Origin of the sequence: Rathayibacter sp. AY1A7, from assembly GCF_002930845.1 — a bacterium.
Taxonomy (GTDB): Bacteria; Actinomycetota; Actinomycetes; order Actinomycetales; family Microbacteriaceae; genus Rathayibacter.
The window spans coordinates 20,516-38,380 of sequence record NZ_PSTL01000026.1 but is presented as its reverse complement, the minus strand read 5'-3'; the positions used below and the strand labels follow the sequence as shown (position 1 = coordinate 38,380).

Below are 17,865 nucleotides of genomic sequence, written 5' to 3'. Positions count from 1 at the left end.
GACGTGCCCGGATTGCGGGGCACGAGGGCGAGGGAGCGGGGGAGGGCGGCGCGTAGACTGGGGCGGCCATGATCCAGACTCTCGACCTCCGCGGCCGTCGTCCCTCCTCCGCCGAGCTCCTCGCCCTCGTGCCCCGCAATCCGGGCACGTCCGCCTCCGTCGGGCCCGTCGTCGCCGAGCTGATCGCCGACGTCCGAGAACGCGGCGCGGAGGCGCTCCTCGACCAGGCGGAGCGGCTGGACGGCGTGCGCCCCCCGCAACTCCGCGTGCCCGCCGAGCAGATCGCCGAGGCGCTCGACCGCCTCGACCCGGCCATCCGCAGCGCACTCGAGGAGGCGATCGCGCGCGTCCGCCGCGCCAGCGCCGCACAGATCCCCCCGCCCCGCACCACCGAGCTCGACGACGGCGCCACGGTCACCCAGCGCTGGCAGCCCGTCGCCCGCGCCGGGCTGTACGTCCCCGGCGGCAAGGCGGTCTACCCGTCGAGCGTCGTCATGAACGCCGTGCCCGCGCAGGCCGCCGGAGTCGCCTCCATCGCCCTGGTCTCGCCGCCGCAGAAGGCGTTCGGCGGCTCCGTCCACCCCACGATCCTCGCGGCGGCCGCTCTGCTCGGCATCGACGAGGTCTACGCGGTCGGGGGCGCCGGAGCCGTCGCCGCACTGGCCTACGGCGTCGACTCGATCGGGCTGGACCCCGTCAGCATCATCACCGGGCCGGGCAACGTCTGGGTCACCACCGCGAAGCGCCAGGTGCTCGGCCAGGTCGGCATCGACTCCGAGGCGGGCCCGACCGAGATCCTCGTGATCGCCGACGACTCCGCCGACCCGCGCCTTGTCGCCGCCGACCTGGTCAGCCAGGCCGAGCACGACGAGGCCGCCTCCGCGGTCCTGGTCACCGACAGCGCCGAGCTCGCCGCCGCCGTCGAGCGCGAGGTCGCCGCCCAGGCCGCTGCCACCCACCACGCGGAGCGCGTGGCCATCGCACTAGACGGCCCGCAGTCCGCGCTCGTGATCGTCGACGACCTCGAGCTCGCCTGCGCGTTCAGCGACGCCTACGGCCCCGAGCACCTCGAGCTGCACACGGCCGACCCCGTCGCGACGGCCGAGCGGATCCACGACGCCGGCGCGATCTTCCTCGGTCCGACCACCCCGGTGAGCCTGGGCGACTACCTCGCCGGCTCCAACCACGTGCTCCCGACGCTGGGGCAGGCGCGCTTCTCCTCCGGGCTCGGCGCCTACACCTTCCTCCGGCCGCAGCAGCTGATCTCGTACGACCGCGGTGCGCTCGAGCGCGTCGCCCCGCACATCCGCGCTCTCAGCGACGCCGAGGCGCTGCCCGCCCACGGCGACGCCGTCGACGCCCGCTTCGCCTGAGACCGAGAGGCCCTCGATGTTCTGCCCCTTCTGCCGGCACCCCGACTCCCGAGTGATCGACTCGCGCACGAGCGACGACGGCCTCTCGATCCGCCGCCGCCGGCAGTGCCCGTCGTGCGGCCGGCGCTTCTCGACGACCGAGACCGCGAGCCTCGTCGTGATCAAGCGCAGCGGAGTCGTGGAGCCGTTCAGCCGCGAGAAGATCGTCAGCGGCGTCCGGAAGGCCTGCCAGGGCCGGCCCGTCACCGACACCGATCTCGCCGTCCTCGCGCAGCGGGTGGAGGAGAGCATCCGCTCCACGGGCGCGTCGCAGATCGACGCGAACGACATCGGCCTCGCCATCCTGCCGCCGCTGCGCGAGCTCGACGAGGTCGCCTACCTCCGCTTCGCGAGCGTCTACCAGGCGTTCGACTCGCTGGACGACTTCGAGTCTGCGATCACCCTGCTCCGCGCCGAGCGCACCTCCGTGCCCCACAGCGCCGACGAGATCTGAGGCCCGGGTGTACCCGCTCCTGTTCCGCACCGTCCTGCGCCGCCTCGACCCGGAGCGGGCGCACCACCTGAGCTTCCCGGTGATCCGGGCCCTCGGAGCCCTCGCTCCGGTCCTGCGCCGGACCACCGTCCCGCGCGGAACGCCCGCGGTCGAGACGCTCGGCCTCCGCTTCGAGACCCCGTTCGGCGTCGCGGCCGGCTTCGACAAGGACGCCACCGCGGTCCTGGGCTTCGGCGCGCTCGGCTTCGGACACGTCGAGGTCGGGACCCTGACCGCTCGGGCGCAGCCGGGCAACGACCGGCCGCGCCTCTTCCGGCTGATCGCGGACCGCGCCGTCGTCAACAGGATGGGCTTCAACAATCACGGCGCCGAGGCCGCGGCGCAACGGCTGATCCGGCTGCGCAGCGCGCGCCGCCGCCCCGTGATCGGCGTGAACATCGGCAAGAGCCGGGTGGTCGAGGTGGACGACGCGATCGAGGACTACCTGATCAGCACGCGCCTGCTCGCGCCGCTCGCCGACTACCTCGTCGTGAACGTCAGCTCGCCGAACACCCCCGGGCTCCGCGGCCTGCAGGAGATCGACCGCCTCGAGCCGCTCCTCGCGGCCGTCAAGGACGCCGCCGATACGACGCCCCTGCTGGTCAAGATCGCCCCGGACCTCTCCGACGACGAGGTCGGCCGGGTCGCCGAGCTCGCCGTCCGCCTGGGTCTGGACGGGATCATCGCGACCAACACCACACTCTCCCGGGAGGGCCTCTCGACCGACCGCGCCGTGGTCGAGGCGGCCGGCGCCGGCGGCCTCTCCGGTGCCCCGCTGGCCGCGCGCTCGCTCGAGGTGCTCCGCGTGATCCGCGGCGTCGTCCCCGCGGCCTTCTGCGTGATCTCCGTCGGAGGAGTCGAGACGGCCGAGGACGTGCGCGAGCGCCTCGACGCGGGCGCCACCCTCGTCCAGGGCTACACCGCCTTCATCTACCGCGGGCCCCTGTGGGCTCGGGACATCAACCGGGGACTGGCCCGCGCCTCCTGACCCGCCGTGCACCACGAAGGGCCCCCGGAGCCGCGCGAGGCGCGACCGCAGGGGCCCTTCGTGGTCCGCCGTCCGACTACTCGGGGAAGGCGCGGCGCTTGACCTGGGGCTTCGGCAGTCGCATGACGCGCAGCTGGAGGGCGCGCATCGCGGCGTACCAGCGGATGCCCTTCTCGACCTTGTCGGCGCCGTAGCGCTCGGCGAGCTTCCGGCGCATCCGCATGCCGAGGAGGATGCAGTCGATCACCGCGAGGAGGAAGAACACCCAGAGGATGACGAGCGTCGCGTACTGCAGCTCCGGCTGCGGGAAGAAGCTCAGCAGCAGGACGACGACCATCACCGGGATGAGGAACTCGCCGAGGCTGAAGCGTGCGTCGACCCAGTCGCGCACGAACTTGCGCTGAGGACCCTTGTCGCGCAGCGGCAGGTAGCGCTGGTCACCGGCGGCCAGGCCGATGCGGGCCTGCTCGCGTGACACGGCGGCCTTCTCGCGGGCGTCGCGGGCGGCCTGCTTGCGGTCGGTGACGACCAGCGGACGCTTGCGGGCCAGCTCCTGCTCGCGCCGGGTCGGCGTCGGCCGGCCCTTCCCGGAGCCGGGCGAGCCGGCGTCGTCGGGCGTGTCGGTTGCGATCGGGTGCTTGGCCACGGGGAACGTCCTTGGAATCGGGGGTCTCTTAAGATTACCTCCATGGCTCACGACGCTCCGACTCCGCCCGCACTCTCCTCCGACGAGGAGGCCGTCCTCGCCGCCGTCCGCGACGATCTGCCGCGCTCGCTCGCCCAGCTCGGGCAGCTCGTGCGGATCCCGTCCGTCTCGTGGGACGGCTTCGACGCCACCCGCGTGGCCGCCAGCGCCGAGGCCATCGCCGAGCTCGCGCGCGAGACGGGCGTCTTCGACGACGTCGCGATCCACAGCGCCACGATCGACGGCACCGACGTGCTCGGCCAGCCTGCCGTCCTGGCCACCCGCGCCGCCCGCAACGGAGCGCCGACCGTCCTCCTCTACGCCCACCACGACGTTCAGCCGCAGGGCGCCGAGTCGGCGTGGGAGACGCCTCCGTTCGAGCCGACCGTGCGCGGCGACCGCCTGTACGGGCGCGGTGCCGCCGACGACAAGGCGGGAGTCGTGTCCCACCTCGCCGCGGTGCGCGCACTCCGCGAGGTCGCGGGCGAGGACCACGACCTCGGGCTCGTCCTCTTCATCGAGGGGGAGGAGGAGTTCGGGTCGCGCTCGTTCCCCACCTTCCTCCGCGAGCACCACGACGCCCTCCGCGCGGATGCGATCATCGTCGCCGACAGCGACAACTGGGACGTCGACACCCCCGCGCTGACGGTGGGCCTGCGCGGCAACGTCACCTTCACCCTCACCGTCAGCACTCTCGCGCACGCCTCGCACTCGGGCATGCTCGGCGGAGCGGTCCCGGACGCGATGCTCGCGGCGGTCCGCCTGCTCGCGACGCTCTGGAACGAGGACGGCTCGGTCGCCGTCGCCGGCCTCACCGAGCACGACGGAGCGGTGCCCGAGACGACCGAGGAGGACCTCCGCCGCGACTCCGGGCTGCTCGACGGGGTCTCGCCGATCGGCACCGGCGCGATCCTCTCGCGCCTGTGGTCGAAGCCGGCCGTCACGGTCACCGGGATCGACGCGCCCAGCGTCGTCGACGCCTCCAACACCCTCGTCCCGTCCGTGCGCGTGAAGATCAGCGCCCGCATCGCCCCCGGCCAGGACGCGGAGGAGGCGTTCGCCGCCATCGAGAGCCACCTCCGGGCGAACTCCCCGTTCGGCGCCCACCTCGCGATCGAGGACGTCGACACCGGCAGTCCGTTCCTGGTCGACGCGACCGGCTGGGCCGTGGACCTGGTGAAGGGCGCGATGGCGGACGCCTGGGGACGCGAGCCTCTCGAGACTGGGATCGGCGGGAGCATCCCGTTCATCGCCGACCTCGTGCGCGAGTTCCCCGAGGCGCAGATCCTCGTCACCGGTGTCGAGGACCCCGACTCGCGCGCGCACAGCCCCAACGAGTCGCTGCACCTGGGCGTCTTCAAGCGCGCCGCGCAGACCGAGGCGCTGTTCCTGCTCCGCGCCGCCGCTCACCGCGACTGACCACCGGTCGTGGAATACCCGGGTGACCACCCGGGTTGCAGCCGTAGAATCCCGGAAGGCACGACGACCGTTCCGCCCGTCCCCTGAGGAGTGACATGTCAGACACACTGACCGACCAGACGGCGACCCCCCTCGCCACCCCGCCCAGCGCGGCCCACGGCGTCTCGATGACCCCGACCGCCGCCGCCAAGGTCAAGAGCCTGCTCGAGCAGGAGGGCCGCGACGACCTGCGCCTGCGCGTCGCGGTGCAGCCCGGCGGCTGCTCCGGCCTCATCTACCAGCTCTACTTCGACGAGCGCACCCTCGACGGCGACGCCGCGGTGGAGTTCGAGGGCGTCGGCCTCGTCGTCGACAAGATGAGCGTCCCCTACCTCGACGGCGCCTCGATCGACTTCGAGGACACCATCCAGAAGCAGGGCTTCACCATCGACAACCCCAACGCGGGCGGCAGCTGCGCCTGCGGCGACAGCTTCCACTGACGCCGCGCGGCCCCGGGCCGCAGCGCCTCCGAACGGCGTCCGACAGTCCACTCCGGTGGCCCGTCGGGCGCCGTTCGTTATGACTGCACCACTCGACCGGGACGTCAAGAGCGGGTCGTCGTGCACCGGGCCGCCGGAGCGGAAGGGTAGGCTGGAGCCGGTCTAATACAGTTTCGTGTGAACTGGTCCCCAGTCTTCCGAAAGGTCACCGGTGCGCTTCAATCGCCGAATCCGCAGATGGGTCGCTGCCCCCGTCGCAGGAGCCCTCGCCCTCGTCCTCGCGGGCTGCACGCAAGAGCAGCTCCAGGGCTGGCTCCCCACCGAACCGGGCACGACGAACCACGTCGACCGCGTCATCGGACTCTGGGTCACCTCCTGGATCGTCCTGCTCGCCGTCGGCGTCGTCACGTGGGGTCTCACCATCTGGGCGGTGGTCGTCTACCGCCGTCGCAAGGGGCAGACCGGCCTGCCGGTCCAGCTGCGCTACAACATGCCGATCGAGATCTTCTACACGATCGTGCCGCTGATCCTCGTGATCGGCTTCTTCGCCTTCACCGCGCGCGACCAGGCCGCCATCGAGCAGCCCTACGACGACCCGGACGAGACCATCCAGGTGTACGGCAAGCAGTGGGCGTGGGACTTCAACTACGTCGACGAGGACGTCTACTCCGCCGGCATCCAGGGCCAGTACCAGGAGGGCGGAGACGCCGCCGGCTCGCTCGTCGAGTCCGAGATCCCCACGCTCTACCTGCCCGTCGGACAGAAGATCAAGATCCAGCTCGACGCGCGCGACGTGATCCACTCCTTCTGGGTCGTCGACTTCCTCTACAAGAAGGACATGATCCCCGGCAAGACGAACTACATGTACGTCACGCCTCTCAAGGAGGGGACCTACGCGGGCAAGTGCGCCGAGCTCTGCGGCGAGTACCACTCCGCGATGCTCTTCAACGTCAAGGTCGTCTCGCAGGGCGAGTACGACGACTACATCCAGTCGCTGCGCGACGCGGGCCAGACCGGTCAGCTCGGCGCCGAGTACAACCGCAATTCGAACCTTCCCGGAACCGGCGCGCCGGCCCGCGAGAACGAGGAGTAAGGGAGCATGAGCACCGCCACGGCACCCCGCCCGACGCGCACCGCCGGCACTCCGCCGGTCCAGCGCAAGGCGAACGTCCTCGTCCGCTGGATGACGTCGACCGACCACAAGGTCATCGGGTACATGTACCTGATCACGTCGTTCATCTACTTCTGCATCGCCGGCGTGATGGCACTCGTCATCCGCGCCCAGCTGTTCGAGCCCGGCCTGAACGTGGTCGAGACGCGCGAGCAGTACAACCAGCTGTTCACGATGCACGGCACGATCATGCTGCTGATGTTCGCGACGCCGCTCTTCGCCGGCTTCGCCAACGTCCTGATGCCGCTGCAGATCGGCGCCCCCGACGTCGCGTTCCCCCGCCTCAACGCCTTCGCGTACTGGCTCTACAGCTTCGGCTCGCTCATCGCGGTCGCCGGATTCGTCACCCCGCAGGGTGCGGCGTCCTTCGGCTGGTTCGCGTACGCGCCACTGTCGAGCACGACGTTCTCACCAGGGCTCGGCGGCAATCTCTGGGTCTTCGGCCTCGCGCTCTCGGGCTTCGGCACGATCCTCGGCGCGGTGAACTTCATCACGACGATCATCACGATGCGCGCTCCCGGCATGACGATGTTCCGCATGCCGATCTTCACCTGGAACATCCTGGTGACGTCGATCCTCGTGCTGCTCGCGTTCCCGGTGCTCGCCGCCGCGATGTTCGCCCTCGGCGCCGACCGCGTGTTCGACGCACACATCTACGATGCGGCCAACGGCGGCGTCCTGCTCTGGCAGCACCTGTTCTGGTTCTTCGGCCACCCCGAGGTGTACATCATCGCGCTGCCGTTCTTCGGGATCGTGTCCGAGGTCTTCCCGGTCTTCAGCCGCAAGCCGATCTTCGGCTACAAGACGCTGATCTACGCGACCATCGCGATCGCCGCCCTCTCCGTGACGGTGTGGGCGCACCACATGTACGTCACCGGATCGGTCCTGCTGCCGTTCTTCTCGCTGATGACCATGCTCATCGCGGTTCCGACAGGCGTGAAGATCTTCAACTGGGTCGGCACCATGTGGCGCGGATCGGTGACCTTCGAGACCCCGATGATCTGGGCGATCGGCTTCCTGATCACCTTCACCTTCGGTGGACTCACCGGCGTGATCCTCGCGTCGCCCCCGCTCGACTTCCACGTCTCGGACTCGTACTTCGTGGTGGCGCACTTCCACTACGTCGTGTTCGGAACCGTCGTCTTCGCGATGTTCTCGGGCTTCTACTTCTGGTGGCCCAAGTGGACCGGCAAGATGCTGAACGAGACGCTGGGCAAGTGGCACTTCTGGCTGCTGTTCATCGGCTTCCACACCACCTTCCTCATCCAGCACTGGCTGGGCGTCGTCGGCATGCCGCGCCGCTACGCCAGCTACCTGCCCGAGGACGGCTTCACCTGGATGAACCAGGTGTCGACGGTCGGAGCGATGATCCTCGCGGTGTCGCTGATCCCGTTCTTCCTGAACGTGTACATCACGGCCCGCAAGGCGCCCAAGGTAACGGTGAACGACCCGTGGGGCTTCTCCCGGTCGCTCGAGTGGGCCACCTCGTGCCCGCCGCCCCGCCACAACTTCACCTCGATCCCGCGCATCCGAAGCGAGGCCCCGGCGTTCGACCTCAACCACCCCGAGGCCGGCATCCCCGTCGGAATCGGTCCGGCGAAGGACGCTCCGGACGCCCCCACGTACGACAAGTCCGAAGGCACGGTGAAGTAGGGCCATGCGCGCCAACGTCAATCTCTTCTGGCTCCTCGCGGGCTTCTTCCTCCTCGCCGACATCACGTACATCGTGTGGTCGCTGCTCGACACGGGCCAGGTGGAGTGGGTCGGCACCGTCGGCATCGGCCTCTCGGCCGTGCTGGGCGCGTTCATCGCGTTCTATGTCGGCCGCGTCCACAAGGCGCAGGGTGCTGAGCTCCCCGAGGACCGCCTCGATGCGGACATCGACGACGGAGACCCCGAGCAGGGCTTCTTCAGCCCGTGGAGCTGGTGGCCGCTGATCCTGGGCGGTTCCGCGGCTCTCGGATTCCTCGGCCTTGCCGTGGGGTTCTGGATCACCTACATCGCCGTCGGGCTCTTCCTGGTCGCCATCGCCGGCTGGGTGTACGAGTACTACCGCGGATACTTCGCCCGCTAGGGCGCATCGCACGGCCTAGGGCCGGGTGCACGAGGGCTTCGGCTCTGTGCACCCGGCCCTTTCGCTTATCCAGGAGGAAGCGACGCGCGGTCGGGGCCCGGTCGGCTCGGCCGTTCGGCTTCGTGCAGGGGCGGCACTCGCCGATCGGTGGCGGATCGAGCCTCCCGGTGAGAGCCGGGACCTCCCGGTGAGGGCCGGGACCGCTCAGTGAGGGATGACGAGCTGAGCTGGATCTCTCGCGGTGTCATGCTGGCGGGACACCGAGGCGTCCTGCGCGGAGGAACTCGTCGGGGCACATCCCGACGGCCCGCGACGTGGAAGCTCGCAGGGGAGTGCAGCGGGCGGCGCCGAGCAGGAGCGTCGGCCCGCGTCATCACCCCTACGGGTCTGCGCTGCGACGGCTCCTGCTCCGGTCGCGGGTGAGCGGGCTACGCCTGTGGCGGCTCTCCTGTGCGCCTGTCGGCGTGCCGACGGCGGTGGCGCGCTACGGATCGCGGATACTGCTGCGCCTGCGGCTGTACTGGGGCTGCTGCGCCTGTTCTGGCGCCTGCGCCGCCCTGCGGGCCTCTTGCACACCGTTCTGAACCCAGTGGAGCCTGCACCCCGACGGAACCACGCGCGCCCCTTCAGCTCGTGGAGCTCCTCGGTACTTGCTAACGGGTTGTGTGCCGGTCGGCGCGACGACAGGGAGCCTGAGACGCCGCTGCAGCGACGGTCGTCGATGTCCGGAGGTCGCCTCCTCGGTCGCACCGGCGAGCGTCGCCGTCGCCGATCACAGAGGGTTCGACCGTGAGTGGGGGGGAAGGCAGTCCTGATAGGCCTGCTGGGGACGGGTACCCTCGAACCGATGCCGAGTCTCTCGACGTGGACGGTGACGGGGACCTCACCGGACGACGACGCCGCGACAACGGAGACAGGCTGAATCACTCGGTGATCCGAGGGAGGCGGACGTCTCCAGCTCGGCGGTCAGATGGCATCTCGTGATCCGCGGAGCGGGGGCCTCTCCGTCCGGAGGATCGCCTCACGTTCCTGCCGGCTTGTCGCCGTCGAGGCGCTGTGATCCGGTCTCACCGGCTCTCGGTCCACCGCCGACCTCCACCGCGCAGGAGGACAGGCGCCGCCCCGCTGCGGGAACGACGAAGGGCCCGGACGAATGAACGTCCGGGCCCTTCGGGGGAGGATCAGTGCTCGCTGTGCGAGCTCTCGAGCTCCTTCTGGGTGACGGGGGTGATCCGGTCCTCGAAGAACCAGCGGGAGAGGCCGGCGCGGACGCGCTGCGGGGCGGTGATGCGGCCACGCGAGTCCGGACGGATCATCAGGGGCTCGTACTCGTCCTGACCGACGAGCTTCCAGCGCTCGTACTCGTCGAGCTGCTGGTGCACCTCGATGAACTCGCCGCCGGGGAGGCGGACGATGCGGCCGGACTCGAAGCCGTGCAGCGCGATCTCGCGGTCCTTCTTCTGCAGCGCCAGGCAGATGCGCTTGGTGATGAAGTACGCGATGAACGGACCCGCGATGAGCAGGAACTGCAGGCTGTGGATCACGCCCTCCATCGTGAGGTGGAAGTGCGTCGCGATGAGGTCGGACGAGGCGGCGGCCCAGAGGACGGCGTAGAAGCTGACTCCGGCGGCACCGATCGCGGTGCGGGTCGCGGCGTTGCGCGGGCGGTCGAGCAGGTGGTGCTCGCGCTTGTCACCGGTGATCCACGCCTCGAGGAACGGGTAGAGCATGACCACGGCGATGAACAGTCCGAGACCGACGAGCGGGATCAGGATGTTGAACGACAGGGTTCCGATGCCCGGGATGGCCCACTCGAGTCCCGGCGGGACGAGGCGCAGGGCGCCGTCGGCGAACCCGATGTACCAGTCGGGCTGGGTTCCCGCGGAGACGGGCGAGGGGTCGTACGGGCCGTAGTTCCAGATCGGGTTGATCGTGAACAGCGAGGCGATGAGGACGACGACGCCGAAGACGATGAAGAAGAATCCACCGGCCTTCGCGGCGTAGACCGGCAGCACCGGGTAGCCGACGACGTTCTGCTCGGTCTTGCCCGCACCGGGGAACTGGGTGTGCTTGTGGACGACCACGAACACGAGGTGCAGGGCGATGAACGCGAGCACCAGCGCCGGCAGCAGCAGGATGTGCAGCGTGTAGAGGCGGCCGACGATGTCGGTGCCCGGGAACTCGCCGCCGAAGAGCAGGAACGAGATCCAGGTGCCGACGATCGGGATGCCCTTGACCATGCCGTCGATGATGCGGAGGCCGTTGCCCGAGAGCAGGTCGTCGGGGAGCGAGTAGCCGGTGAAGCCCTCGGCCATCGCGAGGATGAAGAGGACGAAGCCGATGACCCAGTTGAGCTCGCGGGGCTTGCGGAACGCACCGGTGAAGAAGATGCGCAGCATGTGCAGGCCGATCGAGGCCACGAACAGCAGTGCCGCCCAGTGGTGGATCTGCCGCATCAGCAGGCCGCCGCGGATGTCGAAGGAGATGTCGAGCGAGGACGACATCGCCGCCGACATCTCGATGCCCTTGAGGGGCAGGTAGCTGCCCTCGTAGTGCGTCTCGACCATCGAGGCCTGGAAGAAGAAGGTGAGGAAGGTGCCCGACAGCAGGATGATGACGAAGCTGTAGAGCGCGACCTCGCCGAGGAGGAAGGACCAGTGGTCGGGGAAGATCTTGCGACCGAACTCCTTGACGACCGCGGAGATGCTCGTGCGCTCGTCGATGTAGTTCGACGCCGCTCCGACGTACCCCTTCTGGAACTTGCCGGATCCGAGGATGACGCCGTCCTCGGGCTCCGCGGGGGAGCTGGAGGGGCGTGAGGGGGTGGTGGTGGACATGTGAGTCATCGCTCCCAGAAGGACGGTCCGACGGGCTCCGTGAAGTCGCTTCTGGCGACCAGGTAACCCTCGGCGTCGACGGTGATGGGGAGCTGCGGAAGCGGACGCTTCGCCGGGCCGAAGATGACGGCGGCCTCGCGCGTGATGTCGAATTGCGACTGGTGGCACGGGCACAGCAGGTGGTGGGTCTGCTGCTCGTACAGCGCCACAGGGCAGCCGACGTGCGTGCAGATCTTGGAGTAGGCGACGATTCCGTCGTAGTTCCAGGTCTCGCGACCCTCACTGACGATGAGGTCCTCCGGCTTCAGGCGCATCAGGAGGACGGCGGCCTTGGCCTTCTCCTCCAGCTTGCCCTCGGCGTCGTTGAGACCCTCGGGGATGACGTGGAAGGCGGATCCGAGGGTGACGTCCGATGCGAGGATCGGCGCTCCCGACGGGTCCAGGGTGAGCCTCGTGCCCTCTTCCCACAGGGTGGTCTTGAGGAGGGCGACGGGGTTCTGGTCCTGCGGGCCGAGGCCCCGGAACAGGATCACGGCGGGCAGGGGGAACACGACGAGGGAGGCGATCAGGCTGTTCCGGACAAGGGAGCGGCGGCCGAAGCCGGACTCCTTGTCGGACTGGTCGAAGATCTCGAGCGCACGGGCGCGGGTGGGCTCCGCGCTGCGGACGGGGTGGCGGATGTCGATGCCCTCGTGGTCCGACATCAGCTGCTTGCCCCAGTGGACGGCGGCGATGCCGATGCCCAGGAGCGCGAGGGACATGCCCAGGCCGATGAACAGAGTGTTCAGCCGGACCGACGCGACGTCCTCGGTGATCGGGAACGCCATGTAGGCGGCGACCGCGAAGATCGAGCCCGCGAAGGAGAGGTAGAAGAGCGTGTACACCGTGCGCTCGGCACGCTTCTCGACCTTGGGGTCGAGGTCGGTCATCCGGGGGCGGTGCGGCGGGAGGCCCGGGTCCTGGACGCGGTCCCGCGTCACGACCGCGGTGCCGGCCGGAGCCGTTCCGTGCCCGGTGGCCGACGAGGTGGCGAGGTCCGTGCCACCCTCATCGTGCTCTGCCATGGTTCTCCTTTTCACGCCGTGTCGGCACCAGTCGGTACCGTGGGTCAGTCGCGCCCGTCAGGGCGCTGCAGTCGTCTAGTTGGATCGGGCGGTGATCCACACCGTCAGGGCCACGATCGCGCCGAGGCCGAAGATCCAGAGGAACAGGCCCTCTGCGACCGGCCCGAGGGAGCCGAGCGCGAATCCGCCCGGGGACGGGTTGGCCTCGATGTACTTGAGGTACGAGATGATGTCGCGCTTGTCCTCGGGCGAGATGTTCAGGTCGTTGAAGACCGGCATGTTCTGCGGGCCGGTGACCATCGCCTCGTAGATGTGCGCCTCAGTCACGCCGCCCAGCGGGGGAGCGAACTTGCCCTCGGTGAGCGCGCCGCCGGCTCCGGCGACGTTGTGGCACATGGCGCAGTTGATGCGGAACAGCTCGGCGCCGTTCGCCGCGTCGCCCTGTCCGTCGAGGACCTCGCCCTCGGGGATCGCGGGGCCGGGGGCCAGCGACGCGACGTAGGCGGCGAGCTCGCCGACCTGCTCGTCGGTGAACTGCACCGGCTTCTCGAGCGCCTGGGGGCCGTGCATCTGCATCGGCATGCGGCCGGTGCCGACCTGGAAGTCGACCGACGCCGCGCCCACTCCGATGAGGGAGGGAGCGTTGTCGGTGCCCGCGGCGTCGAGGCCGTGGCAGGTGGCGCAGTTCGCGGCGAAGAGCTTCGAGCCCTCGTCGATCGTCTGCTGGCTGGTGGACGACGTCTCCGCGGAGGCGGACGTCGCGACGCCGACCGCGGCGTAGGTCCCGCCGGTGAGCCCGAGGCCGATGGCGATCAGGGCCAGGGTGGCGAGCGGGTGGCGGCGACCCTTCTTGGCTCGGCTCTTCGTCTTCGGGGAGGCCATCGAGGCGTCCTTCCTGCGGGGGTCGGGAGTGGAGTGGGGCATCGGCGGGCGCGTCACTTGAGGAAGTAGATGACGGCGAACAGGCCGACCCAGACGACGTCGACGAAGTGCCAGTAGTACGAGACGACGATGGCGCTCGTCGCCTCCTTGTGGCCGAAGTTCTTGACCGCGAAGCCGCGGCCGATGACGAGGAGGAACGCGATGAGGCCGCCGGTGACGTGCAGGGCGTGGAAGCCGGTCGTCAGGTAGAAGGCGGAGCCGTAGGCGTTGCTGGAGAGCGTGACGCCCTCGGAGACGAGGGTCGCGTACTCGAGCACCTGGCCGGAGACGAAGACCGCGCCCAGGGCGTAGGTGAGGAAGAACCACTCGACCATGCCCCACTTGAACGGGCTGAGGCCCGTCGCACGCGGCTGCAGCCGCTCGGCGGCGAACACGCCGAACTGGCAGCTGAACGACGAGGCCACGAGGATCACCGTGTTCACGCCCGCGTAGGGGACGTTGAGGATCTGGGTCTCGGCGCCCCAGAGCTCGGGGGAGGTGCTGCGCAGGGTGAAGTAGATCGCGAACAGGCCGGCGAAGAACATGACCTCGCTGCCCAGCCAGACGATCGTTCCGACCGCGACCGGGTTGGGTCGGTTCACTACGGGCGCGGTGGCCGCGGGGGAGAGAGAGGTGCTCGTCACACAGACCATTATGGCCGATGGCAGGGGAGGGAAGTCGCACTAGCCGGGAGGCGATCCTCGTCGCATAATCTGGGAGCCATGTCGGAAACCCTGTCCTGGCCGCACGTTCTCAGCGCACTCCTCGAGTCCTCCGATCTGAGCGTCTCCGAGGCGACGTGGGCCATGGAGCAGGTGATGGAGGGCGCGGCGACTCCGGCGCAGCTCGCCGGACTGCTGGTGGCCCTCCGGGCGAAGGGCGAGACCGTCGACGAGATCGTCGGCTTCCGCGACGCGATCCTCGACCACGCGGTGCCGCTGGACGTGGACCCGATGGCCCTGGACATCGTCGGGACGGGCGGGGACCGCTTCGGGACCGTCAACATCTCCTCCACCGCGTCGATCATCGCGGCCGCGGCCGGCACGCCCGTCGTGAAGCACGGGAACAAGGCCGCGTCCTCCTCCTCCGGCTCCTCCGACGTGCTCGCGGCACTCGGGGTCGACCTCTCCCTCTCCCCCGAGCGGGTGGCCGAGGTGTTCCGGCGGACGGGGATCGCCTTCGTCTTCGCGTCCCTCTTCCACCCCGGCTTCCGGCACGCCGGTCCGGTGCGCGCCGAGCTGGGCGTGCCGACGGTGTTCAACTTCCTCGGCCCGCTCTGCAATCCGGCGCGTCCCGAGGCGTCGGCGGTCGGAGTGGCGCACCTCGACCGGGTGCCGCTGGTCGTCGGCGTGTTCCGGACGCGCGGGGCGACGGCTCTGGTGTTCCGCGGGGACGACGGCCTCGACGAGCTCACGACCACGGGTCACAGCCACATCTGGGAGGTGTCGCGCGGCTCCGTGGTCGAGCACGACCTCGATCCGCGCGACCTGGGCCTGCCCCGCGCCCGGATCGACGAGCTGCGCGGCCGCGACGCCGCCTACAACGCGAGCGTGGTGCGCTCGGTGCTCGCGGGAGACGGCGGCCCTGTCCGCGACATCGTCCTTCTGAACGCGGCCGCGGGCCTCGCGGCGTTCGACCTGGCGCGCGACCCGGACCTGGTGCGCACGCCCGTCCTGGAGCGCCTGCGGACGTCGATGGACCGCGCGGCGGAGGCCGTCGACTCCGGGGCCGCCACGGCCAAGCTCGAGGAGTGGGTCCGCGAGACGCAGCGCGCCGTCGTCCCGCTGCCGTAGGCGCGAGCGCAGGGCGTAACGTGGGGCTGCTGTCCGCGACGGTGCGGGCGGCGATCCACCACGCGCCGGATCGCCCGCAGGTCACGGGACGCCCGAGTGGTGGCCCGATCCTGGAGGAGACCTCGATGAAGAAGCTCATCAACGACCCGAAGAACGTCGTCACGGAGTCGGTGGCAGGCTTCGGCCTGGCGCACGCCGACCTGGTCCGGGTGGTGTCGGATCCCCTGTTCGTGGTGCGGGCCGACGCGCCCCGCTCGGGCAAGGTGGGCATCGTCAGCGGAGGCGGCAGCGGGCACGAGCCGCTGCACGCGGGCTTCGTCGGATTCGGGATGCTGGACGCCGCCGTCCCCGGTCCCGTCTTCACCTCGCCCACGCCCGACCCGATCGTCGCGGCCACGCAGGCCGTCGACGGCGGCGCGGGTGTGCTGCACATCGTGAAGAACTACACGGGCGACGTCCTGAACTTCGAGACCGCGGCCGACCTCGCCGGCGCCGAGGGGATCGAGGTGCGCAGCGTGATCGTCGACGACGACGTCGCGGTGAAGGACTCGCTCTACACCGCGGGCCGCCGCGGCGTGGCAGGCACCGTGCTGGTCGAGCGGATCGCGGGCGCCGCGGCGGAGCGGGGCGACTCCCTCGACGAGGTCGCGACGATCGCCGAGACGGTGATCGCGAACGTGCGCTCGATGGGCGTCGCCCTCACGCCGTGCATCGTCCCGCACGCGGGCGAGCCGAGCTTCGAGCTGGGTGAGGACGAGATCGAGATCGGCATAGGCATCCACGGCGAGCCCGGCCGGGAGAAGATCGCGCTGGAGCCGGCCGACCGCATCGTCGACCGGATCCTCGGCCCGATCCTGGAGGACCTGCCGTTCTCCTCCGGGGACGAGGTGCTGCTCCTGGTGAACGGCATGGGCGGCACGCCGCAGATCGAGCTGTACCTCGCCTACCGCCGCGCAGCCGAGGCGCTGGCCGAGAAGGGGATCACCGTCGCACGCAGCCTCGTCGGCAACTACACGACGTCGCTCGAGATGCAGGGCTTCTCGCTCACCGTCCTCAAGCTCGACGACGCCCTGACCGAGCTGTGGGACTCCCCGGTGCAGACCGCGGCGCTGCGGTGGGGACGCTGAGCGCCCGCGCGCACACCATGACCGGAACGACAGCCGCAGGAGCGGCCCACGAGGAGGAGACGACCATGCAGGACGCACAGGGAGCCGGGCTCGACGCGGCGTGGGCGACGGCGTGGATCCGCCGCGCCGCCGAGTCGATCGCGGAGCACCGGGTCGAGCTGATCACGCTCGACCGGGCGATCGGCGACGGGGACCACGGCGAGAACATGGACCGCGGCTTCCAGGCCGTGGTCGCGAAGCTGGACGGGGCGCCGGAGCAGGGGCTCCCGGCGGACGTGCTCAAGCTGGTCGCGACGACGCTCATCTCCACCGTCGGCGGCGCCTCGGGCCCGCTGTTCGGCACGGCGTTCCTGAAGGCCTCCGCCGCGGTCGCGGGCGAGGACGCGCTCGAGGGTGCGGACGTCGCAGCGCTCCTGGCCGCGGCGAGGGACGGCATCGTGCTCCGCGGCAAGGCCGAGGTGGGCGACAAGACGATGGTGGACGCGTGGACGCCGGCGGTCGACGCGGCCGCGGCCGCCGCCGAGGAGGGAGGGGCTCCGGCCGACGTCCTCGCCGCGGCGGCGGAGGCGGCGCAGAGGGGAGCGGAGTCGACGGACCCGCTGGTCGCCCGCAAGGGACGCGCCAGCTACCTCGGCGAGCGCGCCATCGGGCACCGTGATCCCGGCAGCGTGTCGACCGTTCTCCTGCTCCGCGCAGCAGCCGAGGCGGCGGCGTGAGCGTCGGGCTGGTCCTGGTCTCGCACAGCGCGCAGCTGGCGGAGGGGCTGGTCGAGCTCGCGGAGCAGATGGCGGCCTCGGTCGCGCTGGTCGCCGCGGGCGGGACGGACGACGGCGGCATCGGCACCAGCTTCGACCGCATCACGGCGGCCCTGGCGGAAGCGGACTCCGGCGAGGGGGTCGTCGTCCTCTGCGACCTCGGCTCGGCGATCATGACGGCGGAGACCGCGGTCGAGTTCCTCGACGACGACGCGCGCGCCCGGGTCCGGATCGCCGACGCCCCGCTGGTGGAGGGGGCGGTCGCGGCCGCCGTCGCCGCGGGCACGGGGGCGTCGCTGGACGAGGTGCTCGCCGCCGCGGAGTCGGCCCGGGGCGAGGCGCTCGCTGCTCCCGCCGAGGAGACCGCGCCCGGTGACGAGCGCGTGCAGCGCCGCGTCCGCCTCATCAACCCGAACGGCCTGCACGCCCGTCCCGCGGCCGACTTCGTCACGCTCGCCGCCACCTTCGACGCCCGGATCGATGCGAACGGCAAGGACGCCACGAGCCTGCTCGGCGTGATGTCGCTGGGGCTCGACCGCGGGGACGAGGTCGTCCTCTCGGCGTCGGGGCCGCAGGCCCAGGAGGCGATCGGCCGGCTCGGCGATCTGGTCGAGTCGGGCTTCGGCGAGGTGTAGCGCGCCGTCGAC

Annotated in this window: 17 protein-coding genes; 12 read left to right on the top strand and 5 right to left on the bottom strand. The window is 70.5% G+C overall.

Features of this window, described 5'->3' with window-relative positions; all coding sequences use genetic code 11:
- The first annotated feature begins 68 nt into the window (after window positions 1-68).
- The 3 genes from hisD to C5B95_RS15445 are packed head-to-tail and all read left to right on the top strand — an operon-like array spanning window position 69 to window position 2,893.
- Entirely contained in the window at window positions 69-1,373 is a 1,305-nt protein-coding gene (gene hisD, locus C5B95_RS15455; RefSeq protein WP_104349572.1) for a histidinol dehydrogenase, read from the top strand.
- Between the two features lie 16 nt (window positions 1,374-1,389).
- Window positions 1,390-1,866, top strand: coding sequence for a transcriptional regulator NrdR (gene nrdR / locus C5B95_RS15450; protein ID WP_104224657.1), 477 nt, complete (start codon window positions 1,390-1,392; stop codon window positions 1,864-1,866).
- 7 nt (window positions 1,867-1,873) lie between these two features.
- Entirely contained in the window at window positions 1,874-2,893 is a 1,020-nt protein-coding gene (locus C5B95_RS15445) for a quinone-dependent dihydroorotate dehydrogenase (protein WP_104224656.1), read from the top strand.
- Window positions 2,894-2,969: 76 nt separating this feature from the next.
- Here the strand turns inward: C5B95_RS15445 and C5B95_RS15440 are convergent, their stop codons facing one another.
- Entirely contained in the window at window positions 2,970-3,539 is a 570-nt protein-coding gene (locus C5B95_RS15440) for a DUF3043 domain-containing protein (RefSeq protein WP_181027102.1), read from the bottom strand.
- Between the two features lie 42 nt (window positions 3,540-3,581).
- Here C5B95_RS15440 and C5B95_RS15435 point away from each other — a divergent pair, with 42 nt between their 5' ends.
- From C5B95_RS15435 to C5B95_RS15415, 5 genes are all read left to right on the top strand, one after another.
- Entirely contained in the window at window positions 3,582-4,997 is a 1,416-nt protein-coding gene (locus tag C5B95_RS15435) for a dipeptidase (protein ID WP_104225360.1), read from the top strand.
- 95 nt (window positions 4,998-5,092) lie between these two features.
- Entirely contained in the window at window positions 5,093-5,476 is a 384-nt protein-coding gene (gene erpA, locus C5B95_RS15430; protein ID WP_104224654.1) for an iron-sulfur cluster insertion protein ErpA, read from the top strand.
- 211 nt (window positions 5,477-5,687) lie between these two features.
- Window positions 5,688-6,569 carry a cytochrome c oxidase subunit II gene (gene coxB, locus C5B95_RS15425; RefSeq protein ID WP_104224653.1) on the top strand — a complete coding sequence of 294 codons (882 nt, stop codon included), beginning with the start codon at window positions 5,688-5,690 and terminating at the stop codon, window positions 6,567-6,569.
- 6 nt (window positions 6,570-6,575) lie between these two features.
- Window positions 6,576-8,300, top strand: coding sequence for a cytochrome c oxidase subunit I (gene ctaD / locus C5B95_RS15420; protein WP_104224652.1), 1,725 nt, complete (start codon window positions 6,576-6,578; stop codon window positions 8,298-8,300).
- Window positions 8,301-8,304: 4 nt separating this feature from the next.
- Complete coding sequence (locus C5B95_RS15415) at window positions 8,305-8,721, top strand: cytochrome c oxidase subunit 4 (RefSeq protein ID WP_104349571.1); 417 nt, start codon at window positions 8,305-8,307, stop codon at window positions 8,719-8,721.
- A gap of 1,181 nt (window positions 8,722-9,902) precedes the next feature.
- Here the strand turns inward: C5B95_RS15415 and C5B95_RS15410 are convergent.
- The 4 genes from C5B95_RS15410 to C5B95_RS15395 form a co-directional block, all read right to left on the bottom strand.
- Window positions 9,903-11,558 (bottom strand): ubiquinol-cytochrome c reductase cytochrome b subunit, encoded by a 1,656-nt coding sequence (locus C5B95_RS15410; protein ID WP_104224650.1) that lies wholly within the window; start codon window positions 11,556-11,558, stop codon window positions 9,903-9,905.
- Between the two features lie 5 nt (window positions 11,559-11,563).
- On the bottom strand, window positions 11,564-12,622 hold the full coding sequence (locus C5B95_RS15405) for a ubiquinol-cytochrome c reductase iron-sulfur subunit (RefSeq protein WP_104225358.1): 1,059 nt from the start codon (window positions 12,620-12,622) through the stop codon (window positions 11,564-11,566).
- A gap of 75 nt (window positions 12,623-12,697) precedes the next feature.
- Window positions 12,698-13,504, bottom strand: a complete 807-nt coding sequence (locus C5B95_RS15400; RefSeq protein ID WP_104224648.1) for a c-type cytochrome — start codon at window positions 13,502-13,504, stop codon at window positions 12,698-12,700.
- 53 nt (window positions 13,505-13,557) lie between these two features.
- Window positions 13,558-14,196, bottom strand: coding sequence for a heme-copper oxidase subunit III (locus C5B95_RS15395; RefSeq protein ID WP_104349570.1), 639 nt, complete (start codon window positions 14,194-14,196; stop codon window positions 13,558-13,560).
- Between the two features lie 69 nt (window positions 14,197-14,265).
- Between C5B95_RS15395 and trpD the strand changes: the two genes are divergently transcribed.
- The 4 genes from trpD (at window position 14,266) to dhaM (ending at window position 17,853) form a co-directional block, all read left to right on the top strand.
- The gene (trpD, locus tag C5B95_RS15390; protein WP_104225357.1) at window positions 14,266-15,336 is read left to right on the top strand and encodes an anthranilate phosphoribosyltransferase; all 1,071 of its coding nucleotides are present in this window, start codon (window positions 14,266-14,268) and stop codon (window positions 15,334-15,336) included.
- Between the two features lie 125 nt (window positions 15,337-15,461).
- Entirely contained in the window at window positions 15,462-16,463 is a 1,002-nt protein-coding gene (gene dhaK / locus C5B95_RS15385) for a dihydroxyacetone kinase subunit DhaK (RefSeq protein WP_104224645.1), read from the top strand.
- Window positions 16,464-16,528: 65 nt separating this feature from the next.
- The gene (dhaL, locus tag C5B95_RS15380; protein ID WP_104349569.1) at window positions 16,529-17,179 is read left to right on the top strand and encodes a dihydroxyacetone kinase subunit DhaL; all 651 of its coding nucleotides are present in this window, start codon (window positions 16,529-16,531) and stop codon (window positions 17,177-17,179) included.
- On the top strand, window positions 17,176-17,853 hold the full coding sequence (dhaM, locus tag C5B95_RS15375) for a dihydroxyacetone kinase phosphoryl donor subunit DhaM (protein ID WP_104349568.1): 678 nt from the start codon (window positions 17,176-17,178) through the stop codon (window positions 17,851-17,853). The genes dhaL and dhaM overlap by 4 nt, the downstream gene beginning before the upstream one ends.
- Window positions 17,854-17,865: the final 12 nt, after the last annotated feature.